Below are 23693 nucleotides of genomic sequence, written 5' to 3'. Positions count from 1 at the left end.
GTCCCACCCTCCAGCTCCGCGACGGCCGCGCTCCAGCGGTCGCCTTCCGGCGGGGCGGCGACGGCGACGGGTTCGTGTCCGGTGCCGGACGGGTCTTTCACGGACGACATCAGGAGACGAGGCCCATCTCCGCGATGACCGCCTTGACCTTGGTCTGCTCCGCGGTGAGGAAGTCGGCGAACGGCTGCCCGGTCTGGAAGACGTCGGCCCAGCCGTTCTTGATCACCGCGTCCTTCCAGGCCGGCGAGTCGTGCATCTTGGTGACCAGCTCGGTGAGCTCCTTCTTCGCCTCGTCGTCCAGCCCGCCGGGCGCGACGAAGCCTCGCCAGTTGGCCAGTTCCACGTCCAGGCCGCCCTCCTTGAGGGTCGGGGCGTCCACGTTGTCGAGCCGGGCGGGCGAGCTGACCCCGAGGGCGCGTAGCTTGCCGGACTTCACGTGCTCGGCGAACTCGCCGATACCGGAGATCCCGGCCGCGACCTTCTCGCCGAGCAGCGCGTTGAGCGCCTCGCCGCCGCCGGAGTGGGCGATGTAGTTGACCTGCTTGGGGTCGATGCCCGCGGCCTTGGCCATCAGGCCCGCCACGATGTGGTCGGTACCTCCGGCGGAGCCACCCGCGATGGCGATCTTCGCGGGGTCCGCCTTCCACGCCGCCGTCAGGTCGGCCAGCGTCTTGTAGGGCGACCCTGCGGGAACCACGACGATCTCGTACTCCTCGGTCAGCTTCGCGATGGGCGTGGTGTCGGCCAGGGTGACCTTCGACTTGTTCTGCTCCACCGCACCGACCATCACCAGGCCCATGGTCATCAGCAGGTTGCCGTTGCCCTTCTCACCCGCGAGCTGGGCGAGGCCGATGGTGCCTCCCGCGCCCGGCACGTTGTAGATCTCGACCTTGCGGGACGGGTCGGCGGACTTCAACGCCTCTCCCGCGACGCGGGAGGTCTGGTCCCAGCCACCTCCCGGTGAGGCCGGAGCCATGATTCTCAGCGCGCTGGTACCTGAGCTTCCACCGGAACCGCAGGCGGTTAGGGCAGCGAGGGACAACACCGCGAGGGTGGCGAGTCTCCGAAGACGCATGGTCGAACTCCCAACAACATGAACAGAGCGTGGTGAGGATGGTGACCTCAGCCGGTCGCCGTGTCGATCCTTTGCGTGTTTGCCGTCGTATCGGTCATATTGGTCACACGCCCCCGCGACCTCGTCGTTATCTCGGGCTGCTTTCATCGACCTTCCCTGACCAGGGAGTCAACTCGTGCGACGCTTAGTCAACGCCTCGCTCGGCACCCAGCTTTTCGTGTTGCAGACAGTGATCGTGTTTCTCGCGGTCGGCGGTACGGCGGGCGTCTGGATGGAGCACACCCGTGAGCTGCTGGACCGGCAGTACCAGCAGCGTGCCCTGGCGATCGCCGAATCCGTGGCGGGGCTTCCCCAGGTGCGGGAGGCGTTCACCAGGGCGCGGCCCGAACTGAGCCTGCAGCCGATCGCGGCCGGGGTGCAGGCGGCCACCGGCGCCGACTACGTGGTGATCGCCAACCGGGACCAGATCCGCTACGCCCACCCCAACACGGCCCTGATCGGCAAGCGGCTGTCCACCGACGGCTCGCAGGTGATGACGGACGGGCACCCCTGGACCGGCATCCAGACGGGGACGCTCGGCCGCTCGGTGCGCGGCAAGGCGCCGATCTTCGACTCCTCGGGGAAGGTCATCGGCCTGGCCTCGGTCGGGATCCTGGAGGAGACCGTCGACGACCAGCTCGGCGCGGCGCTCCCGCCGCTGTTCTGGACCGTGCTCGCGGTCCTGGCCGCCGGGTCGGCCGCCGCCGCGCTGATCGTCCGGAGGGTTCGCCGTCAGACGTTCGGCCTGGAACCGGCTGAGATCGCGGCCCTGCTCGAACAGCGTGAGGGCGTGTTGCACGGCGTCAAGGAGGGGGTGCTCGCCCTTGATCTGGCGGGCCGGGTGACGCTGGTCAACGACGCGGCACGCGACCTGCTCGGACTCTCCCAGCACGACGTCGGCCGGAGCCTGGGGGAGATGCCGCTCTCCGGCCGGATGCGGGACGTGCTGGACGGTGTGGACCCCGGTGACGACCGGGTGGTGCTCCACCGTGACCGGGTGCTGGTGCTCAACCGGACCCCGGTGGCGGTACGGGAGCGGCAGAGCGGCTGGGTGGTCACCCTGCGGGATCGGACCGAGCTGGCGCGGCTGGCACGCGAGCTCGACCAGGCCAGCACCACGACCGGCGCGCTGCGCGCGCAGGCCCACGAGTTCGCCAACCGGATGCACACCGTGGTCGGCCTGCTGGAGCTCGGCGAGTACGAGACGGCCGTCAGTTACATCACCCAGACCACCGAGGCGTACAGCAGGCACGCCTCGGGCGTCCGGGAGAAGATCGCCGACCCGACGCTGGCCGCGCTGCTGCTGGCGAAGTCGGCAGAGGCGGCCGAGCGGGGCGCCACCCTGGTGCTGTCCGACGACTCCCGGGTGGAGGAGGGCATGCTCGGTGATCCGCACGACGCGGTCCTGGTCGTCGGCAACCTGGTCGCCAACGCCCTCGACGCGTTGCAGGAGAGTGGGGGAACGGTGGAGGTCTCGGTTCGTACCGAGGCGGACGGGCTGCACATCCGGGTCGGCGACTCCGGTCCGGGGATCACCCCGGGCCTGGTCCACGAGGTGTTCCTGGAGGGCTTCACCACCAAGGTGGCCCACGCCGGGCCACGGGGCCTGGGGCTGGCACTGACCCGCCAGACGTGCTCGCGCCGGGGTGGCTGGGTACGGGTGCACAACGCGGGCGGCGCCGTCTTCACCGCGCTCCTCCCCACGGGTGAGCCCGCGCCGTCTCCCGAGGGGGAGCCCGCCGGCCCCGGGGAGCTCACGGAACGGCAGGTGCGGAGATGACCGGGGGCGGGCACGCGGGGGAGATCCGCGTACTGGTGGTGGACGACGACTTCATGGTGGCCAGGATCCACGGCGGCTACGTCGCCAGGGTGCCCGGCTTCACGGTCGCCGACGTCGTGCACACCGGGAGTGCCGCCATCGAGTCGGTCACGACGCACGGGCCCGACCTGGTACTGCTCGACATCTATCTGCCGGACATGTCGGGACTCGACGTACTCATGACGCTCAGGGGGGCCTCGCACCCGGTGGACATCCTGATGATCACCGCCGCGCGTGACGTGGCCACGGTCCGGGCGGCCATGCGCGGCGGCGCGGTCAACTACCTGATCAAACCTTTCACCGCCCGCGCCCTCACCGACCGCCTCGGACAGTACGCCGAGATGCGCCAGAGGCTCGCCACCCTCGGGGACGAGGCGCGCCAGGACGAGGTCGACCAGCTCTTCGGCACGGTCAAGGGGGTCCCACTGCCGCTGCCCAAGGGGTTGTCGGCCACCACGTGCGCCCTGGTGGCCACCGCGCTCAGGAAGAGCGACACCGACATGTCGGCGGCCGAGGCGGCGGTGATCACCGGTCTCTCCAGAGTCAGTGCCCGCCGGTACCTGGAGCACCTGTGCGCGGCGGGCCAGGCGGAACTCCGTCCGAGGTACGGCACCGCTGGTCGGCCCGAGCACCGCTACCGCTGGACTGGTTGATTTGTTATTTATTTTCGGGTGTTGGTTGACCGGTGTGGTTTAGGGTTGCCGGAGGTGGAAGCTGAGAAGCAGGAGGAGACGGAGGCCGTGCGGAACGCCGGAGCGTCTGTGGACCCGCCGACGGACCCCTTTGAGGCGATACCGCTTCCCTCACGTCCTGTCCCGCCCGGCGCCCGTGATCCACGCCTTCCTCCGGGAGCACCGGGCGGCCAGTCCAAGGACGGCTCGCGCCTCCCCCCGGGAGTCTCGCCCGACATCTTCGGCTCCACCGGCTTTGGCGGTCCCGCCGCACCGGCCCGCGGGGCGACGGCGCTTCCGCCCGCGGCACAGCCTCCGCAGCCCTGGCAGATGGCGGCCCCGCCCGAGCCCTCGTTCCGGCGAGACGAGCCCTCGCTCGTCCCCGGCGGCGACGGGGGGTTCCCGCAGTCCAGCGGCCTCCGTTACGAGGAGCCCTCCCCGGGCCGGCGTAAGGGCCGCAGGATCGTCCTGATCATCCTCGCCGTGCTGTTCGTCGCCGGTCTCGCCTACGCGGTGCCCGCGGTCGTCATGTCCGGCAAGATGCTGCCGGGCACCGTGGTGCGGGGTGTCGAGATCGGCGGCCTGACCGCGACCGAGGCGGCCGACAAGCTCAGAGACCGTCTGGCGGGTGAGGCGTCGGAGGAGATGACCCTCCTGGCCGCGGGCAAGCGCCACGAATTCGACCCGGGCAAGGCGGGTCTGGAGTTCAACGTGGTCGCCACCATCGACCAGGCGCCCAGTGACTTCCCCACTCCCGCCGAGGTATGGCGGGCCTTCACCGGCACCACCGAGCTGGAGCCCAAGGTCTCCACCGACGCTGAGGCCATGAAGACCGCGGTCGCGAGCCTGGCCAAGAAGATCGACCTCAAGGTCCGCGAGGGCTCGGTCACCTTCGAGGGCGTCAAACCCGTCGTCGTGACGCCCCGCGACGGCAGGGAACTGGAGAGGGAGGCCGCGGTCACCGCGATCACGGACGCCTTCCTCGGTCCGGCGAAGGAGGTCAGGCTCCCGGTCTCGGTGATCAAGCCCAAGGTCGGCGCGGAGACGGTCAAGAAGGCCGCGAACGACGCGGTCAAGGCCCTGTCCGGGCCGGTCACCCTGACTTTCTCCGGCAAGCAGGTCCAGTTGCCGGTGGAGACCCTCGCCGCGCACCTGTCCTTCGAGCCGGACAGCTCCGGCGGCATGCGCCCGGTGTTCGACGCCAGAAGCGCGGTGGCCTCCGTGGAGGACAAGCTCGTCGATCCGGCCCTGGCCCCGCGCGACCCCACCTTCCAGATCATCGCGGGCAAGCCGAAACTGGTGCCCGGCCGCAAGGGGAAGGGCGTCGACGACGAGCGGCTCGCGGCCGACGTGGCCGAGATGGTCTCCCGCAACGGAGAGCGGACGATCCCGGTGGCCATGGCCACGGTCCGGCCGCGGATGTCCGACGCCGAGGCGCGCAAGCTCGGCATCAAGGAGCGGATCAGCCAGTTCACCACGCCCTACGAGTGCTGCCCGCCACGGGTGACCAACATCAGGGCGCTCGCCAAGCTGCTGGACGGTTACCTGGTCAAGCCGGGCGAGACCTTCTCGCTCAACGGCGTCATCGGCCAGCGCGACACCGCCCGCGGCTTCGTCCCCGCTCCCATGATCCAGGGCGGCAGGCTGGTCGACTCGGTCGGCGGCGGAATCTCCCAGTTCGTAACCACGATGTACAACGCGGTGTTCTTCGGCGGCCTTGAGGACGTCCAGCACATGGCACACGAGTTCTACATCTCCCGCTACCCCGCCGGACGGGAGTCCACGGTCTCCTGGCCCGAGCCCGACTTCCGCTGGAAGAACGACTCGCCGTACGGGGTGCTGGTGAAGACCTCCTTCGACAACAACGGGGTCACCGTCGCCTTCTGGAGCACCAAGCGGTACGAGATCGAGTCGATCTCGTCCGAGCGCTACAACATCACCCCGTTCAAGAGCGAGACCGACAGCGGCCCCGACTGCATCCCGATGGTCGGCCAGCAGGGGTTCACGATCGACGTCTGGCGCGTCTTCAAGCAGAACGGCAAGGAGATCAAGCGCGTCAAGGAGACCACGGTCTACCGCCCCGAACTCGACCTGAAGTGCGTGAGTGAGGGAAGCGCGGACGAGTAGTGGCTCGCGGGCGTCGCGGTTGGATAATGCGGGGATGAAGATCTGGGTCCCCTCGAAAGCCGCCGCTGACGTTCTGTGTGATCTGCCCGAAGTGGAGTGCGTCGTCTATGACGGCACGGAGCCGGTGCCGGAGGGGGCGGAGCAGGTCGAGGTCTGGATCCCACCGCTGACGCCGGTGGCGGGTCTCCCCGATCTGCTCGCCCGGATGACCGGCCTGCGGTTGCTGCAGACCGTCACGGCGGGTGTCGACGCCTACCGGCCGCACCTGGCGGAGAGGGTGACGCTGTGCAACGCCCGGGGCGTGCACGACGCGGGTACCGCCGAGTGGGCGGTGGGAGCCATGATCGCCGTGCTCCGGGAGTTCCCCGGGTTCGTCCACGCGCAGCGGAGGGGTGAGTGGACCTACCACCACACCGGGGTGCTGGCCGACTCCACGGTCCTGATCGTCGGCTACGGCTCGATCGGTGAGGCGCTGGAGCGACGGCTCGACGGTTTCGAGGTGGACGTCGTCCGGGTGGCCAGGACCGCCAGGCCCGGCGTGCACGGCATGGACGAGCTGCCCGCCCTGCTGCCCGCGGCGGATGTGGTGGTGCTGCTCGTACCGTCCACCCCTGAGACCGCGGGCATGGTGGACGCCGGGTTCCTGGCGGCGATGAAGGACGGCGGCGTCCTGGTGAACGCGGCCAGGGGCCCGGTGGTGGACACCGCCGCGCTCGTCGCCGAGCTGGGCAGCGGCCGGATCCTGGCCGCGCTCGATGTCACCGATCCCGAACCGCTGCCCGAGGGACACCCGCTGTGGAGCGCGCCGGGGGTCTTCATCACCCCGCACGTCGCGGGCAGCAGCCCGGCGTCCGTACGGCGCACGCTGAAGCTGCTCCGCTCCCAGCTGCTGCGTTACCTCGCGGGGGAGCCGCTCAAAAATGTGATCACGGGTTCCTACTGACCGGCAAAGGAATCCGGACCGTGGCTACCTCGTGACCTGCGGTGCGTAGCGTCGGCGGAAACGATGTCCATCGCCCGCGCGGTTATCAGATCGGTGACGACTACGGCGTTGTCACCCCTCGCGCGGGCCGGACGGCCCACACTGGCCGTGTGTCGGTACGAGCGCCGAGGACGAAGGACAACGCGCTCGCGCCGGTGACATGAGCGCAGCGAGCAGGAGATGCTGCGGGAGCAGAACACACTGAAACGACACCGATAGGCAGACGACATTGATCCGCTGGCGTGACCCCCGGGTACCGCTGACCGCCGCCGCCGTCGGCGTGGTGGGGCTCGTTGCCGCTCTTGTCAGCGGCGCTCCCGCCGTGGTCGTCGAGGCGGTGGCAGGTGTCGTCACCGCGGCGGCCGCCGCGGGTTCACTGTTCGCCGCGGCCTCCAAGGTGATCGGCCGGCGCAGGGCGCTGGCCTGGCGCTGGCTGGCGGGTGGCTCGGTCACCTGGCTGGTCGGGGTGGGGGTGCGGCCGATCGCGGACGGCGCGCCGTTCGTGGTGACCTTCGCCGACCTGGTGCTCCTGGCCGGTACGGCCATGATCGCCGTCGGTACCGCGCTGTCGGCGGCCAGGCCCGCCCGAGGGCATGCCCTGCTGCGCGATCTCGCCGACTCCTACGTGTGCGCCGCCTCCATCCTGGTGATCATCTGGGTGACGCTGGTGGGGCCGGTCTACCGCGACGCCGGCGACGCGGGCAATGCCGCGGTCACCTTCGCCTCACCCCTGTTCTGCCTGATCCTCGCCTGCGTCGTGGGCCCCGCCGTGGTGCCGATCAGGCGGTCGGCCTGGCCGGTCGGCCTGGCGGCGCTGGCCGTGCTGGCCGCCGTCGCGACCTCCGAGACGATCACCGCGCTGGCCCGGGTGAGCGGCGACACGCCGTCACTCACCTGGGTGTGGCTGGCCCCCGCCGCGTTCCTGGTGCTCGCCGTGGTCCCGTGGAGCGGGGGCGCGGCGCGATCGCCGGATCTCGAGGACGACGAGCCGTTCCTCCGCGAGAGCACGTCCTCGCTGATCGCGGCGGTGCCGCTGTTCCTCGTCGCGGTGGCCGCCGTCGTCGTGCTCCTGAAGGTGATCGGGGGCGGGGTACAGGGGCCGCCGGTGGTTCTGGCCTCGGTGTGCGCGTCGATCGTCGCGGTCCTGCTGGTACGCATGTTCGTGATGCTGCTGGAGACCGGGCGGCTGCGGAGCCTGCTCCATCTCGGTGAGCGGCAGCTGCACGACCTGGCCGAGAGCGCCGGCGACGTGGTCCTGCTCTGCGACTACGACGGTGTGGTGCGGCAGATCGGCGAGGGTGTCGAGATCACGTACGGGTACCGCCCCGAGGAGCTGGTCGGCGGGAAGATCTTCGACTACATCCACCCCGAGGACGTGCCGGGAATCCAGGGGGCGCTGAGCGCGATGAGCCTGGAGGAGGAGGCCGAGGAGGGGCCTGGCGCGTGCATGGTCGTCTGCCGGGTCCGAGCCTCCGACGGTACCTGGCGCCCCGCCGAGTCGGTCGCCACCCGGCACGTGCGCGGCGAGGGCCTGCTGCTCGTCACCACCCGTGACATCAGCGACCAGGAGGCCCTGCGCAGCCAGGTCGCCCACCTGACCTTCCACGACGGCGTCACGGGCCTGCCCAACCGGGCCTACTTCGAGGAGCGCACCCGCGAGGTGCTCGGCCGTCCCGGCGCGAGCAGTGTCGCCGTGGTCTTCCTGGACCTGGACGGCTTCACCGCGGTGAACGACTCGGTCGGTCACGCCAGCGGCGACTACCTGCTCGGCCAGGCGGCTCGCAGGCTGCGCGCCGCGGTACGGACCGACGACACCCTGGCGCGCTGGGGCGGAGACGAGTTCGCGGTGCTGCTTGAGGCGGTCGACGCCCAGACGGCGGTGGACCTGGCCGAGCGACTGGTCCGTACGGTCTCCTCCGAGCCGTTCCGGGTGGCCGACCGGGACATCGCGCTGACCGCGAGCGTCGGGGTGGCCTTCGCGGCCGACGACGTCTCCTCCGCCGATCTGATCCGCAACGCCGACGTGGCGATGGCCAGGGCCAAGGAACTGGGCGGGCGCAGGGTCGAGGTGTTCGCCGCGCACATGCACGCCGACGTGGTACGGCGCCTGGAGCTCGCCGCCGACCTGCAGCGGGCGCTGCTGGAAGACCAGTTCGTGATCGAGTACCAGCCGGTGGTCGACCTGGCCACCTCGCGCGTCACCGCCGTCGAGGCACTGGTGCGCTGGTGCCGGGGGGGCGAGTTCGTACCGCCCGAGCAGTTTCTCGGCCCGGCGGAGGACACCGGCCTGATCGTGCCGCTGAGCGAGTGGATCCTGCGCGAGGCATGCCGGGAGGTGGCCACCTGGCGCGCCTCCGCCTGGGAGATCGGGCTCTCGCTCAACCTGTCCGCCCGGCAGATCATGGCGCCGCGTTTCGTGGAGACCGTCGAGTCCGCCCTGGTCGAGAGCGGGCTGCCGCCCAGCGCGCTGACCCTGGAGGTCATCGAGGAGATGCTGGTCGAGGACGCCGAGCAGACCATCACCCGGCTCTCCGAGCTGCGCACCCTCGGGGTCCGGCTGGCCATCGACGACTTCGGCACCGGTTACGCCTCGCTGGCGCTGCTGCGGCAGCTCCCGGTCGACATGATCAAGATCGACCCCTCCTTCGTGTCCGGGCTCGGTTGCGACGAGACGCTGACCCTGCTGACCCGTACGATCGTGCGGCTCGGTCACGACCTGGGACTGATCGTGGTCGCCGAGGGCATCGAGCGGCCCGAGCAGCTGGAGTTGCTGCGTGAGATGGGCTGCACCCGAGGCCAGGGATTCCTGGTGGCGCGCCCGATGGCCGCGCGCGGCGTCGACTCGCTGATGCGCACCAGCCTCTCCAGCCTGGGGACTCACGCCTGACCTCACATCTCGGACTCTGAGATATCTGTCCCATGAATTTGACGTGGGGCCACTCCGTCGGCCAAGGTGGAGGCATGCAGATTGACCGTGGGATCCTCGTAGTACTTCACCGGCGCGCAGGTCGCTGAGCGAAGTACTTCGACCTGCGCGCCGCCCCAGCTCCGCCGACCAAGCGGAATGGGGCATTTTTTATGCCATTAAGCATGTTCAGCCACAAGGAACGAGCCGATGACCGAACAGATGACAGGAGCCCAGGCCCTGGTTAGGGCGCTGGAGCACGTCGGAGTCGACACTGTGTTCGGGATCCCGGGCGGCGCGATTCTCCCCGCCTATGATCCGCTCTACGACTCGACCAAGGTCCGGCACGTGCTTGTACGGCACGAGCAGGGTGCGGGGCATGCGGCCCAGGGGTATGCGCAGGCCACCGGCAAGGTCGGAGTCTGCATGGCCACCAGCGGTCCCGGCGCGACCAATCTGGTCACCCCGATCGCCGACGCCTACATGGACTCGGTCCCGATGGTCGCGATCACCGGTCAGGTGGCCAGCGCCGCCATCGGCACCGACGCCTTCCAGGAAGCCGACATCTCCGGCATCACCATGCCGATCACGAAGCACAACTTCCTGGTCACCGACCCGAACGACATCCCCAGGACGATCGTGGAGGCATTCCACATCGCCTCGACCGGGCGTCCGGGGCCGGTGCTGGTCGACATCGCCAAGGACGCGCTCCAGGCGAAGATGACCTTCGAGTGGCCGGTCGTCATGCAGCTGCCCGGCTACCGGCCGGTGACCCGGCCGCACTCCAAGCAGATCCGCGAGGCGGCCAAACTCATCGTCGAAGCCGGCAGGCCGGTGCTCTACGTGGGCGGTGGCGTGCACCGGGCCGGCGCGTCGGCGCAGCTGCTGGAGTTCGCCGAGCTGACCGGCATCCCGGTGGTCACCACCCTGATGGCGCGGGGCACCTTCCCCGACAGCCATCCGCAGCACATGGGCATGCCCGGCATGCACGGCTCGGTGTCGGCGGTCGGCGCGCTGCAGAAGGCCGACCTGATCATCGGACTCGGCGTCCGCTTCGACGACCGTGTCACCGGCGACCTGTCGACCTTCGCGCCGTACGCGAAGATCGTTCATGCGGACATCGACCCGGCGGAGATCTCCAAGAACCGGCACGCGGACGTCCCGATCGTGGGCGACTGCAAGGAGGTCATCTCCGACCTGATCGCCGCGGTGCGCGCTGAGGGACGCAAGGGCGACTATGCCGAGTGGTGGACGGCGCTCAACACCTACAAGGCGACCTACCCGCTGGGTTACACCGAGTTCGAGGACGGCTCCCTCGCCCCGCAGTACGTGATGGAGCGGCTGGGAGCGATCGTCGGCCCGGACGCGATCTACACCGCGGGGGTCGGCCAGCACCAGATGTGGGCCGCGCAGTTCATCGGTTACGAGAACCCCGGCACGTTCATCAACTCCGGCGGCGCGGGCACGATGGGCTTCTCGCTGCCGGCGGCGATGGGTGCCAAGATGGGCCGGCCCGACACCACGGTCTGGGCCATCGACGGTGACGGCTGCTTCCAGATGACCAATCAGGAGCTCGCCACCTGCACGATCGAGGGCGTGCCGATCAAGGTCGCGATCATCAACAACGGTAACCTGGGCATGGTCCGGCAGTGGCAGACGTTGTTCTACAACGAGCGTTACTCCAACACCGACCTGCAGACGGTCCGCCGCATCCCCGACTTCGTCAAGCTCGCCGAGGCCTACGGTTGCGTGGGCCTGCGGTGCGAGCGCCCCGAGGACGTGGACGCGACGATCAAGAAGGCCATGGAGATCAACGACGTGCCGGTGGTCGTCGACTTCGTGGTGCACCAGGACGCCATGGTGTGGCCGATGGTCGCGGCCGGGACCAGCAACGATGACATCAAGTTCGCGCGCGACATGGCGCCGGTCTGGGACAGCGAGGACTAGGCATGAGCAGGCACACGCTCTCCGTGCTGGTGGAGAACAAGCCCGGCGTGCTCGCGCGCGTCGCGTCGCTGTTCAGCCGCAGGGGGTTCAACATCGACTCGCTGGCGGTCGGGCCGACCGAGCACGCGGACATCTCCCGGATGACCATCGTGGTCAGCGTCGCCGACCTGCCGCTGGAGCAGGTCACCAAGCAGCTGAACAAGCTCGTCAACGTGCTGAAGATCGTGGAGCTCGACCCGGCGCAGTCGGTGCAGCGCGAGCTCACACTGATCAAGGTGCGGGCCGACGCGGACAACCGCTCCAGCGTGCTGGAGCTGGTCAACCTGTTCCGGGCGCGCTGCGTCGACGTCTCCTCGGACGCGGTGACCATCGAGGTCACCGGCACGCCGGACAAGCTGCAGGCCTTCATCAAGGTCCTTGAGCCGTTCGGCATCAAGGAGCTCGTCCAGTCGGGCATGGTGGCCATCGGCCGCGGCGCCCGTTCCATCACCGACCGTTCTCTCCGGGCCCTGGACCGGACCGCGTAACGCACTCGAGAAACTCGAAAGGTTAAGCAAGTGACTGAGATCTTCTACGACGACCAGGCCGACCTGTCGATCATCCAGGGCCGGCACGTCGCCGTTCTGGGATACGGCAGCCAGGGCCACGCCCACGCGCTCTCGCTGCGCGACTCCGGCGTGGACGTCCGGGTCGGCCTGCCCGAGGGTTCCAAGAGCCGGGAGAAGGCCGAAGCCGACGGCCTGCGGGTGCTCACGCCCTCGGAGGCCGTCGAAGAGGCCGACCTGACCATGATCCTCGCGCCGGACCACATCCAGCGCCACCTGTACGCCGACCACGTGGCCCCGAACCTGGTCGAGGGCGACGCGCTCTTCTTCGGGCACGGCCTGAACATCCGCTACGGCCTCATCGAGGCGCCGGAGGGTGTGGACGTGGCCATGGTCGCCCCCAAGGGCCCCGGTCACCTCGTGCGCCGCCAGTACACCGCGGGCCGCGGCGTGCCGTGTCTCGTCGCGGTGGAGAAGGACGCCAGCGGGAACGCCCTGGACCTCGCCCTGTCGTACGCCAAGGGCATCGGCGGCACCCGCGCCGGCGCGCTGAAGACGACCTTCAAGGAGGAGACCGAGACCGACCTGTTCGGTGAGCAGGCCGTGCTCTGCGGCGGCGTGTCCGAGCTGATCAAGGCCGGTTTCGAGACCCTGATCGAGGCGGGCTACCAGCCCGAGGTCGCCTACTTCGAGTGCCTGCACGAGATGAAGCTGATCGTCGACCTGATGTACGAGGGCGGCATCCACAAGATGTACTGGTCGGTCTCCGACACCGCCGAGTACGGCGGCTACTCCCGCGGCCCGCGCGTGGTGACGCAGGAGACCAAGAAGGAGATGCAGCGCATCCTCGCCGAGATCCAGTCCGGCGAGTTCGCCAGGGAGCTGGTGGAGGAGTTCGACAGCGGCCAGAAGAGGTTCACCGCCTACCGCGAGGAGCTCGCCGAGCACCCGATCGAAAAGACCGGTGCCAAGCTCCGCCCGATGATGAGCTGGCTCAAGTAGGAGCCACCCGCACCGGGTACCCCGTACGGCCCGCGCCCCCGCGACGAGTTCACGTCGCGGGGGCGCGGGCCGTTCCGGTGAGGATGGCCGACCGGCTCTCCCACCCTGGCCGGGGCGGGAGAGCCGGCCGGACGCCGAGTCCGGCCGGGCTGAGTGCCCGCCTGGATTCGGTACCCGGTGGTGCTCAGTGCTTGGCGAAGTTCTGGGTCCAGTAGATGCCCTGGGAGCCGGTGGCCACGCCCACTCCGAGATGGGTGTAGGCGCAGTTCATGATGTTGGCCCGGTGACCGGAGCTGTCCATCCAGCCCTTCACCACTTCGGCAGGGGTGCGCTGGCCCCTCGCGATGTTCTCGGCCCAGGCACGCATCGGGCTGAACCCGCTCGCCTTGATGCGGGCGGTCATGTCCCGGCCGTCGAGTGAGGTGTGGCTGAAGTAGTTCTTGGCGGCCATGTCGTCGGAGTGGCCCTGCGCGGCCGAACGCAGCTGGGGGTCGGAGACGAGCGGAGCGCAGCCGCCCTTCTGCCGCTCGGCGTTGGTCAGGCGCACCACCTCCTCGGAGACGGCGGATCCTCCTCCCGGTGCGGGGGTGGGGGCGGTGCTGGTGGGGGACGGAGCCGGTGTCGGCTTGGTGGTGGCCGTCGGGGTGGGGGCCGGACCAGGGGTCGGAGCGGTCGCGGTGGGGCTCGGGGTCGGGGTGGCCGCGGGGGAGCAGGCGAGCCTGACGGCCTTGGAACGGCTGACGTTGCCCCGGTAGTCGGTGACGACGGAGTAGTAGACGCCGGGGGCACACGCCAGCCTCACGGTCACCCGCCCGTTGGTCCCGCGCAGGGAGGCGCTCTTGACGACCGGGTCGGCGCCGGCCACGGCGCGCTTGATCCGGATGCGGACCAGCGCGGTGTCGTCGCAGCCCAGCCGGGCGGCGGAGGCCTGGATCCGTCCCGCCGCGGTGACGTACGGCTTGGCGGCGTACACGCGGCACTCGGCCAGGGGGGCGGCCGCGGCGTGCGCGGTGGCGATCGGCGTGCTGAGGGCCGCCAGGCTCCCGAGGCACAGCAGTACCCCTAGCGGTCTGCGCATGTCGGTTCCTCCAGTTGGTGAGACGCTGGACGGTTCCGCATTCTGTCGGGGACAGATCGGCCTTGTCAGCAAATTACCGACATTAATTATGGGCTCCAGGTAAACCGGAGTGATCACATAGGCGTCTGGGGCCGGCGATGCACCGGTCCAAATTTGGGGCGATCTACCGTGGAAAGTCCCTTTGTGGCCTGTCTGAGCTGGACATTCATGACATCGGCCGGTATGGAGATCGACTGGGCCGGGCGAGGCGAAGGGGCCCCTCGGAGCGGAAGGGAAAAAATATTCACGTTGCCCTGGGCCTACCAAGCGGTCACTCGCCGCGATTGAATGTGGCATGATCTCCCCGGCGCCATCCCCCGCCGTCGTCACCGTGCCGCGCGGCGTGCGCATCGGCTACGGTGTCGGCTCAATCTGCACCGCGACCTTCTCCACCGTCCCCGGGCTGCTGCTGCTCTTCTACATGACGAACGTGCTGGCGGTTCCCGCCTGGATCGCCGGGGTGGTGGCCTTCCTCCCCAAGCTCTGGGACATGTTCATCAACCCCTGGGTGGGTCAGCGCTCCGACCGGACGGTCTCCCGCTTCGGGGCCCGCCGCCCGTGGATGCTGCTGGGCGCACTCACTCTGCCGGTGACCTTCGCGCTCACCTTCGCGGGCCCTCCGCTCACCGGCCTGTCCGCCGCGCTGTACGTCGGCCTCTGCTACTTCCTCACCGCGACGGCCTACGCCTTCTACGAGGTGCCGTACAAGGCGATGCCGGCGGAGATGACCGACGACTACCACGAGCGCTCCTCCCTGCTGCAGTGGAAGATGGTCTTCGTCGGTCTGGGGATCCTGCTCTCCGGGGCCATCGCGCCGATGATCGCGGGCACCGAGGTCTCCGGCTACCGGACCATGGGGCTGGTCGTCGGCGCGGCGCTGCTGCTGTCGATGCTCGCCGCCTTCTTCGGCACGGCCCGCGCCCCGATGGTCGCGCGGGCCGAGGCGGAGCCGTCGCTCGGCGCCCAGTTCACCGCCGCCCGCTCGAACGGGACGTTCATGGTGCTGCTCGGCCTGAGCTGCGCCCAGATGCTCGCGGCCGGGATCATGCTGGCCGGCTCACCGTACTTCGCCACCTACACGCTGGGTGATCCGGCGGCGACCACCACGCTCTTCCTGGGCATCGTCGGCCCGCTGCTGATCACCATGCCGCTCTGGGTCTGGCTGTCCAAGCGTTACGACAAGCGCGGGGCGATGATCCTGTCGTCGGCGCTGTTCACGGTGGGCACCGTCGGGATGGCCTTCTCGGGGCCGCTCGGCTCGGCGTACGCGCACGCCTGCGTGCTTCTCGTCGGCATCGGTTACGCGGGTTTCCAGCTGCTGCAGTTCTCGATGCTCTCGGACGTGATCGTCCATGACACGCTGGTCACCGGAAAGCGGCGTGCGGGGGTGTTCACCGGGCTCTGGACCGCCGCCGAGACCGTGGTCTTCGCGTTCGGCGCGCTCATCCTCGGCTGGCTGCTCGGCGCGACCGGATTCGTGGAGTCCGACCCCTCCACACCGGTCGCGCAGCCCGAGTCGGCGACCACGGCCGCGTTGTACGGCGCGACGCTGCTGCCCGCGCTACTGATGGTGGTCAGCATCCTGCTGACCATGCGCTACACCCTGACCGCGGAGAAACTCAGGGAGGCCGGAGCCGGGGTGACCGAGGCAGCGGAGCCCGAGGCCGGAGCGGCGGAGACCCAGGCCGACTGAGGAAGATGACCGGTCCGGGTCGGGGTGATCGCGGCCCGGACCCGGAAGGGCCGGGCGGTGGGGTCATGACAACAGCTGGGGCGTGATCATCAGGAAGCCGCAGTCGCCGAAGGAGACGACGTCGCCCGGCCGGACCTTCGCCGGGCCGACCAGGCGCCAGTCGTTCAGCCGGGTGCCGTTCAACGAGCCGAGGTCGACGAGGACCCAGCCGTCCTCGTCGCGGCGGAGCTCGGCGTGCACCCGGGAGACGGTCAGGTCGGCGAGGACCAGGTCGCAGGCGGAGCCCCGGCCCACCACGTAGCGGGCCCGGTCGTCGGCGGGCAGCGCCAGCCTGGGCAGTCTGGGACGCCGCCAGGCCGACTCCACCCGCTTGGTGAAGTCGGAGGCCGAGGCGACGACCTCGGTGACCATGCGGCGGAACCGGCCGCGTTGCGGCAGGTCGGCGACGAGATTGTCGAGTTCACCCTGGTTGCGCGCTCGCAGGGCCATATCGACGCGACCGAGGAACGTGTCGTGCGACAGATGCCCCTCGACAGCACGGTCACGGAGCTCGTTGATCGCACGATCGCGATCCCCGTCGGAGGCGCGGGACGGGGGATGCGTCGAGCTCATCCTCCGAGTATCGGCCCCAAGGGCGGAACCTGTCCAGAATATGCAGATCTCTTGCAACTGACATACTGGGTATGCATACTCAGTATGTATGGCGATTCGACAAGGGCTCCTCGCCCTGCTGAGCCAGGGACCTCGCTACGGCTACCAGTTGCGCGCCGAGTTCGAGGCGTCGACGGGGGCGACCTGGCCGCTCAACATCGGTCAGGTCTACACGACGCTCTCCCGGATGGAGCGCGACGGCCTGGTGAGCCCCGGCGAGCAGGACGAGCAGGGCCGGGTCGTCTACTCGATCACCGAGGCCGGTCGGGCCGAGATGGAGCGATGGTTCGGCACCCCCGTCGTCCAGTCGGACCGGCCTCGGGACGAGCTGGTCATCAAGCTCGCGATGGCGGTCACCGCCGCCGCGGACGTACGGCCGATCATCCAGGCCCAGCGCACCGCGACCATGCGCACGCTGCAGGAGTTCGTCCGCGCCAAGCGCGCGAACGTCGAGGGCCCCGCCCAGCGGCTGGTGCTCGACTCGATGATCTTCCAGGCCGAGGCCGAACAGCGCTGGCTCGACCACTGCGAGGCCGTGCTCACGGCCACTGCCGAACCTCCGACCCCCTAGGTGCGGGCTTTCCGGAAACAGGCCCGGGAACGCCAGGTCCCGGCCACGGGATCTCGACGCGGGCCTCTCAGACGTAGGAGACAGACTTGACATCCTTCCCCCACTCGAATCCAGCGCTCCGGACGCCGGAGGGACCCAGATGACCCTCGGCCCCGTCGTGCGGCTCGCCGAGGCGACCCGTACGCACGGTGCGGGATCGCAGGCCGTGACGGCACTGCACGGGGTGAGCCTCGACGTCGAGGCCGGAGAGCTGGTCGCGGTGATGGGCCCCTCCGGGTCGGGCAAGTCCACCCTGCTCAACCTCGCCGGCGGCCTGGAGAGGCCCACCTCCGGATCGGTTACCGTCGAGGGCACGCCGCTGGCGAGCCTGTCGGTACGGGAGCTCGCCGGGCTCCGGCGCAGGCACGTGGGCTACGTCTTCCAGGACCTCAACCTGATCCCCTCGCTCACCGCGCTGGAGAACGTGACCCTCCCGCGCGAGCTGGACGGGGTCGCCTTCAAGGCCGCCCGCCGAGAGGCGCTGGAGGTGCTCGCAGAGGTCGGCGTCGGCGAGGTCGCCGACCGCTTCCCCGACGAGATCTCCGGCGGCCAGCGCCAGCGGGTCGCCATCGCCCGCGCGCTGGTCGGGGAGCGGCGGCTGCTGCTGGCCGACGAGCCCACCGGTGCGCTGGACACCCCGACCGGCGACGACATCCTCCGGCTGCTGCGCACCCGCTGCGACGCGGGAGCCGCCGTGCTGCTCGTCACCCACGAACCCCGCTACGCCGCCTGGGCCGACCGGGTGGTCTTCCTGCGCGACGGCGAGATCGCCGACTCCACCGCCGTCCCCCTGGAGAGCGCCCGATGAGCGCGCGAACGGACACCCGGTCGCGAGGCGGGAGGAACACATGAGCGCCCTCCTCGCCGCGCTGCGGATCTCCCGCAGGGACGCCCTGCGGGCCGGCGGCCGCAGCGCGCTGATCATGCTGATGATCGGCCTGCCCGTTCTCGTCATCACGGGTTTCCTGACCCTGGTCGAGACCGCCGACATCAACCCCCGCGAGGGCCTCACCGCCGACCTCGGCACGGCCGACGCCCTGATCCGGGTCACCTCGGTGCGGGGGAAGGTGAAACAGAACGACATCAGAGGCCGGGGGTGGTCGGGCGACGGCGTGCTCGATGCTCTCACCCGGCCCTGGACGCAGGCCGAGGCGGGAAGGCTCCTCGGGCCCGGAGCCCGGCTTCTCCCGGTGAACGAGGGCAGCGTCCTCTACCTGGCCGCCGACGGCCTCGACAGTGCGAGCGTGCGCGAACTGGATCTGCGAGACCCATTGACGGCGGGCATGTACCGCCTGGTCAGGGGCCGATTCCCGGCCTCCGCCCAGGAGATCGCGGTGACCCCGGAGATGCTGGGCAGGGGGGCTAGCCTCGGCGCGGTGCTGGAGGTCACCCGGAAGAGGAAACCGATGACAGTCGTGGGTGTGATCGAGCACCCGCACCGGACCCGTGAAACGGAGATCGTCGGGCTCCCCGGCACTCTGCTCTTCGCCCAGCCGGGCACCCAGGGCGCCGGCTGGCTGGCCGACGCCCCGGAACCGGTCACCTGGGCCGCCGTCCAGCGGCTGAACGCGGTCGGACTCCTGGTCCAGTCCCGCGCCGTCATCGAGAACCCGCCCGACGGCGTTTTGCTCACGACTCCGTACGGCCTGAATCGGACCGTGACGATCGGAGTCGCCGGGGTCATGATCGTGCTGGAGGTGGTGCTGCTGGCCGGTCCCGCCTTCGCGGTCGGCCTCCGGCGGCGCCGGAGGGAACTCGCGCTGATCGCCGCCCAAGGCAGCTCACCGAGACATCTGCGCCTGATCGTCCTCGCCGACGGCGTCGTCCTCGGCGGTGGAGCCACGGCGATCGGTCTGCTCCTCGGCGTGGGCCTGGCCTCGCTCTCGGTCGCGGCGGAGTGGGGCAGGCTGATCGGCGCGATCGGCCCCCTGGAGATTCCCTGGCTCCCGATCGTGGGCGTCGCCCTGCTCGGGGCGGGCAGCGGGCTCGTCGCCGCCATGGTCCCCGCCGTGCAGGCGGCCCGCCAGGACCCGGCGGCGGTGCTCGGCGGGCGCCGGAGCACGGTGCGCGACCGGGTGGGTCGCCCGGTGCTGGGCCTGGTCCTGCTCGCCACCGGGGCCGCCGCGACCTTCCTGGCCATCAGGTACGACGTGGTCTGGGTCTTCGCCGCCGCCGTTCTCATCCAACTGGGGCTGGTCGCGCTGGCACCGAGGCTGGTGAAGGGGGCCGCGACCCTGGCCGCTCGGCTCCCGCTCCCCTTCCGGCTGGCCGCCCGCGACGCCTCCCGCCATCGGGGCCGTACCGCGTCCGCCGTCGCGGCGGTCATGACCGCCACGGCCACGGTCGTCGCGCTCGGCATCGGGATCAACAGTGACTCCGCCCACAGCCGGGACATCTTCCAGACGGTCGTTCCGGCGGGGACCATGACGATCAAGAGTTATGGTCTCGACGATGGCTGGGCCGAGGCGAGGGCCGCCGTCGAGCGGAGGCTGCCGGGGGTGCCGCTGATCGAGGGCGCCAAGGTGCTGCCCCCCGGGAACCTGACCGTCGAGCTGAGAGTCCAGCCCATCACGGAGAACAGGCTGGACCACTTCTACGGATCGCTCCCGATCGGGGACGAACGGCTGCTCACGTTCGTCCAGGGGTGGCGGGATCCGGTGGCGTCGGCCGCGTTCGCCTCGGGGAAGGCCGTGGTGTTCCAGCCCGGGCTGCTGCGGGACGGGAAGCTAACCCTGAGGGTGGAGAAGAGCAAGGACGGGACCGGGGTACCGGATCACATCACGGTTCCCGCCGTCCAGGCCGGAGCCGCCGATCCCCGGTACGCCGTCGCGGTGCTGCCGATCGCCGCCGTACGGAACGCGGGCCTGAGGACAGAGCCCCACGTTCTGTACACCGACTCGGTCGCGCACCGGATCACCGAACGGCAGGAAGCGATGCTGAGGTGGGATCTCGCGGGGATGACCTCGGGGGCCGACTTCTACGTCGACGTCGAGCGAGGGTTCCAGAACGCTGTCACCACCCAGCTGTGGCTGCTCCTGGGGGCGGCGCTCGTCCTGGTGCTGGGCGGCACCTTGGTCGCCACCGGGCTCGCGGCGGCGGACATGCGGCCCGATCTCACCACGATGGCCGCCGTCGGGGCGCCGCCAGGCACGCGCCGGCTGGTCGTCGCCGGGCAGGCCGGGTTCATAGCGGGGCTCGGTGTCCTGATCGGCGCGGTCGCCGGTTCCGTGACGGGGATCGCCGCGACGTGGCCCACGACGCTCATGAGATACAGCGTCATCCTGACACCGGCCGATGCTCTCCCGTCCATCCCCTCCCTCCCGCCGGGGGTGCCAACGGTCGAGATCCCCTGGCTTCTCCTCGCGGCGGTGGTGATCGGCCTGCCGGTGCTGGCGGCCCTGGTGGCGGGGGCGTTCGCCCGGACGAGGGTGACGCTGACCCGCAGGATCGGCTAGCGCGCAGCCCGGGAGTCCTCGCCGGTTTCCCGGGTGATCCGAGCCGGGGCCGTCTCCGCGGTCCTCGGCGAACGTGACGGCCGGTCGTGCCCTCGCGAGGGGGCGCGGCGGCGGATACGACGGTGTCTTCGAACGGCGGCGGCGTCTCCGCCTCCGTCGTTCGGACCGCCGTGCTGCCCGCCCCGCCGTGTTCTCCGGTGCGGTCGTCGGGGTTCCCCGGCCGCCGTACCGGCGGCACCGTCAGTCGGTGACGTCGGCGCAGACCACGTGCGCGCCCAGCTCGACCATCCGCTGCTCGCTGCGGGCGTCGGCGACCCTGGCCATCAGGATCGGCGCCTCGCTCGCGGCGAGCTGCGGCAACCGGGCGCGCACCCCGCGATGGATGTCCCTGACCACGTCCTCGGCCGCCGACATGTGCACCTTCACGTGCAGCATGATTCCCGGGGCGCCGGAGGAGGTGCTGGCCTCGGAGATCCACACGTGATGGACGAGCGGGTAGTCGACGAGCAGGTGCGAGATCGCGGCGCGCAGCGCGGGCAGGATCGGGTGCTCGCACCGCCGGTAGCCGGGATCCACCATCTGCATCGGCCCCGACAGATGGGGCCGGGGCGCGGGGATCCACGGCTGGGCGGGCGCGGCGGGCACCGGCGTTCGCTGCGGGCGCACCGGCGCGGGACGCGAGACCGTGGCCATCGCCCCGGTCGCGTACGCCGTCGGCGTCGCGCTCGACAGCACGGGCGCGGGGCCGCTGCGCTTCGAGAGCAGGTACCGCTGGAGATCCTCGATCGGCACGGCCGCGGCCGCGGGCCCCGCCGCGTCGATCACTATCTCCCGCACGCCGGTGACCCGCTGGATGTCGAGGACCGTGTCGGCGTCGCACGCCGACAGTGAGTGGCCGCCACGGTGCCGCGCGTAGGTGTCCGCCGAGGTGTACCCGAGCAGGACACGCTCACCGGCCTGCGTCGTGCCGAGCACGACGGAGCGGTCAGGTCGCACGGCGACCAGGAGTCCCCATTCGGCAAGCGCCGCCAGCAGCCGGTGCGGCTCGCCGTGCTGCGCGAGTACGTTGCCGAGAGCGGGGTTCCCGATGCTCATATGAGGAACGATAGGTAGTGACCCACGGCTTATCAGGGTAATCGCGAAGTTTTCTTAGGATCAAGACCAACTTGAATTTTTGGCGCATGGGATGCGTCAGGGGCGGGTACCGGCGTGCTGGATCATGGAGGCGGTCGCGTCTCGCATCTCGGGACACTCGTGAATACGTTCACAAGCGCCGATAGACTACGTGAGGTCCGTGCACCCTCACCGCCTAGTAAGGATCCAGCCTGTGAACAAGCCCGTCGTACTGGTCGCCGAGGAACTTTCCGAGGCCGGTCTCGCGGTCCTGGGCGCGGACTTCGAAGTCCGCCACACCGACGGCGCCGACCGTGCCCAGTTCCTGCCCGCGCTCGCCGACGTGGACGCGCTCATCGTGCGCAGCGCCACGCAGGTCGACGCCGAGGCGATCGCCCACGCGCCCAAGCTCCGCGTCGTCGCCCGCGCCGGTGTCGGTCTGGACAACGTCGACGTGGAGGCCGCCACCAAGGCAGGCGTCATGGTGGTCAACGCGCCGACCTCCAACATCACCAGCGCCGCCGAGCACACCGTCGCGCTGATCCTCGCCTCAGCCCGCAACGTCGCCCAGGCGCACTCCGCGCTCAAGGGCGGCGAGTGGAAGCGCTCGAAGTACACCGGCGTGGAGCTCGACGAGAAGGTCGTCGCCATCCTCGGTCTCGGCAAGATCGGCCAGCTGGTCGCGCAGCGCCTCCAGCCGTTCGGCGTCGAGCTGATCGCCTACGACCCCTACCTGCAGCCGGCCCGCGCCGCGCAGATGGGCGTCCGCCTGGTCACGCTGGAGGAGGCCCTGCGCGAGGCCGACTTCATCACGGTGCACCTGCCCAAGTCCAAGGAGACCATCGGCCTCATCGGTGACAGGGAGCTGCACGCGGTCAAGCCGAACGTCCGCCTCATCAACGTCGCCCGCGGCGGCATCATCGACGAGAACGCCCTCTACTCCGCGATCAAGGAGGGCCGCGTCGCCGGGGCCGGCATCGACGTGTTCCCGAAGGAGCCGGTCACCGACAGCCCGCTCTTCGAGCTCGACCAGGTGGTCGTCACCCCGCACCTGGGCGCCTCCACCCACGAGGCCCAGGAGAAGGCCGGCACCCAGGTGGCGCGTAGCGTGAAGCTCGCCCTGGCCGGGGAGTTCGTGCCCGACGCGGTCAACGTCCAGGGCGGCGCCGTCGCCGAGGACGTCAAGCCGGGCCTGCCGCTGGCCGAGAAGCTCGGCCGGGTGTTCACGGCTCTCGCGGGCGAGGTCGCCACCAAGCTCGACGTCGAGGTGCGCGGCGAGATCGCCGCCCACGACGTCCGGGTGCTGGAGCTGGCCGCGCTCAAGGGTGTCTTCACGGACGTGGTCGAGGACTCCGTCACCTACGTCAACGCCCCGCTGCTGGCCAAGGACCGCGGCGTCTCGGTCGAGCTGGTCACCAGCGCGGAGAGCCCCGACTGGCGCAACGTCGTGACGGTCCGCGGCGTCCTCGCCGACGGCCGTGCGGTCTCGGTCTCCGGCACCCTGTCGGGTCCGCGGCAGATCACGAAGATCGTCGAGGTCAACGGCTACCAGATGGAGATCGAGCCGACCGACCACCTGTCGTTCTTCACCTACACCGACCGCCCCGGCGTCGTCGGCGTGGTCGGCCGCATCCTCGGCGACCACTCGATCAACATCGCCTCGATGCAGGTGGCCCGGGACGTCAAGGGCGGTAAGGCCCTCATCGCGCTCACCGTCGACACCGCCATCCCGGCCGACGTGATCGACCAGATCGGCGCGGAGATCGGCGCCGACAGCGGCCGCTCGGTCGACCTGGCCGACTAGGACCTGTCCCGCGGATCTTGCCGTGGCGAGGATCGGTCAGGTGGTGTCTCGCAAGGCGGAGGAGGGAGACCCGGCGTCGTCACGGACCCGCAACTCGGTGACGACCTCGGCATCGATGGCGAAAGTACGGAAGGGGCT

The 23693-nt window shown here is 70.1% G+C and carries 16 protein-coding genes and 1 pseudogene; 13 read left to right on the top strand and 4 right to left on the bottom strand.

Going from position 1 to position 23693, the window contains the following annotated elements:
- Positions 1–109: 109 nt before the first annotated feature.
- A complete protein-coding gene (locus tag ABZ260_RS19830) occupies positions 110–976 on the bottom strand; it encodes a tripartite tricarboxylate transporter substrate binding protein (protein WP_355619461.1) in 867 nt (288 codons plus the stop codon).
- Between the two features lie 274 nt (positions 977–1250).
- On the opposite strand from ABZ260_RS19830, the gene ABZ260_RS19825 reads away from it, so the two are divergent.
- The 8 genes and pseudogenes from ABZ260_RS19825 to ilvC all read left to right on the top strand — a co-directional run bounded on the left by ABZ260_RS19825 (position 1251) and on the right by ilvC (position 13112).
- A complete protein-coding gene (locus ABZ260_RS19825) occupies positions 1251–2894 on the top strand; it encodes a sensor histidine kinase (protein WP_355619458.1) in 1644 nt (547 codons plus the stop codon).
- A complete protein-coding gene (locus ABZ260_RS19820; protein WP_355619455.1) occupies positions 2891–3586 on the top strand; it encodes a response regulator in 696 nt (231 codons plus the stop codon). Before ABZ260_RS19825 ends, ABZ260_RS19820 begins: the two co-directional genes overlap by 4 nt.
- Positions 3587–3934: 348 nt before the next feature.
- Entirely contained in the window at positions 3935–5731 is a 1797-nt protein-coding gene (locus ABZ260_RS19815) for a VanW family protein (protein ID WP_355619452.1), read from the top strand.
- 34 nt (positions 5732–5765) lie between these two features.
- Entirely contained in the window at positions 5766–6674 is a 909-nt protein-coding gene (locus tag ABZ260_RS19810) for a 2-hydroxyacid dehydrogenase (RefSeq protein WP_355619449.1), read from the top strand.
- Positions 6675–6942: 268 nt separating this feature from the next.
- Positions 6943–9600 carry a GGDEF domain-containing protein gene (locus ABZ260_RS19805; protein WP_355619446.1) on the top strand — a complete coding sequence of 886 codons (2658 nt, stop codon included), beginning with the start codon at positions 6943–6945 and terminating at the stop codon, positions 9598–9600.
- A 225-nt stretch (positions 9601–9825) separates the two neighbouring features.
- A pseudogene (locus ABZ260_RS19800) lies at positions 9826–11565 on the top strand (acetolactate synthase large subunit); the annotation flags it as partial.
- Between the two features lie 2 nt (positions 11566–11567).
- A complete protein-coding gene (ilvN, locus tag ABZ260_RS19795; protein ID WP_343969953.1) occupies positions 11568–12092 on the top strand; it encodes an acetolactate synthase small subunit in 525 nt (174 codons plus the stop codon).
- A 39-nt stretch (positions 12093–12131) separates the two neighbouring features.
- Complete coding sequence (gene ilvC / locus ABZ260_RS19790) at positions 12132–13112, top strand: ketol-acid reductoisomerase (protein ID WP_326646885.1); 981 nt, start codon at positions 12132–12134, stop codon at positions 13110–13112.
- Between the two features lie 184 nt (positions 13113–13296).
- Here ilvC and ABZ260_RS19785 read toward each other — a convergent pair whose 3' ends face one another.
- Complete coding sequence (locus ABZ260_RS19785; protein ID WP_355619443.1) at positions 13297–14190, bottom strand: CAP domain-containing protein; 894 nt, start codon at positions 14188–14190, stop codon at positions 13297–13299.
- A gap of 334 nt (positions 14191–14524) precedes the next feature.
- Between ABZ260_RS19785 and ABZ260_RS19780 the strand changes: the two genes are divergently transcribed.
- Entirely contained in the window at positions 14525–15922 is a 1398-nt protein-coding gene (locus tag ABZ260_RS19780; RefSeq protein ID WP_355619440.1) for an MFS transporter, read from the top strand.
- Between the two features lie 63 nt (positions 15923–15985).
- On the opposite strand, the gene ABZ260_RS19775 is transcribed toward ABZ260_RS19780, so the two are convergent.
- Complete coding sequence (locus tag ABZ260_RS19775; RefSeq protein WP_355619437.1) at positions 15986–16534, bottom strand: DUF1707 and FHA domain-containing protein; 549 nt, start codon at positions 16532–16534, stop codon at positions 15986–15988.
- An 88-nt stretch (positions 16535–16622) separates the two neighbouring features.
- On the opposite strand from ABZ260_RS19775, the gene ABZ260_RS19770 reads away from it, so the two are divergent.
- The 3 genes from ABZ260_RS19770 to ABZ260_RS19760 all read left to right on the top strand — a co-directional run bounded on the left by ABZ260_RS19770 (position 16623) and on the right by ABZ260_RS19760 (position 20638).
- Positions 16623–17144 (top strand): PadR family transcriptional regulator, encoded by a 522-nt coding sequence (locus ABZ260_RS19770; protein WP_350966208.1) that lies wholly within the window; start codon positions 16623–16625, stop codon positions 17142–17144.
- 139 nt (positions 17145–17283) lie between these two features.
- Positions 17284–17991, top strand: coding sequence for an ABC transporter ATP-binding protein (locus ABZ260_RS19765; protein WP_355619434.1), 708 nt, complete (start codon positions 17284–17286; stop codon positions 17989–17991).
- A 40-nt stretch (positions 17992–18031) separates the two neighbouring features.
- Positions 18032–20638, top strand: a complete 2607-nt coding sequence (locus ABZ260_RS19760; RefSeq protein WP_355619431.1) for an FtsX-like permease family protein — start codon at positions 18032–18034, stop codon at positions 20636–20638.
- Positions 20639–20878: 240 nt separating this feature from the next.
- On the opposite strand, the gene ABZ260_RS19755 is transcribed toward ABZ260_RS19760, so the two are convergent.
- Positions 20879–21733: a hypothetical protein gene (locus ABZ260_RS19755; RefSeq protein WP_350914735.1), complete on the bottom strand. Its 855-nt coding sequence runs from the start codon at positions 21731–21733 to the stop codon at positions 20879–20881.
- Positions 21734–21965: 232 nt separating this feature from the next.
- On the opposite strand from ABZ260_RS19755, the gene serA reads away from it, so the two are divergent.
- On the top strand, positions 21966–23555 hold the full coding sequence (gene serA, locus ABZ260_RS19750; protein ID WP_343969929.1) for a phosphoglycerate dehydrogenase: 1590 nt from the start codon (positions 21966–21968) through the stop codon (positions 23553–23555).
- Positions 23556–23693: the final 138 nt, after the last annotated feature.

This window comes from Streptosporangium sp. NPDC006013, assembly GCF_040614275.1.
GTDB lineage: Bacteria > Actinomycetota > Actinomycetes > Streptosporangiales > Streptosporangiaceae > Streptosporangium.
Note: the sequence above shows the minus strand (reverse complement) of the source record. Positions and strands in the feature narration are given on the sequence as shown.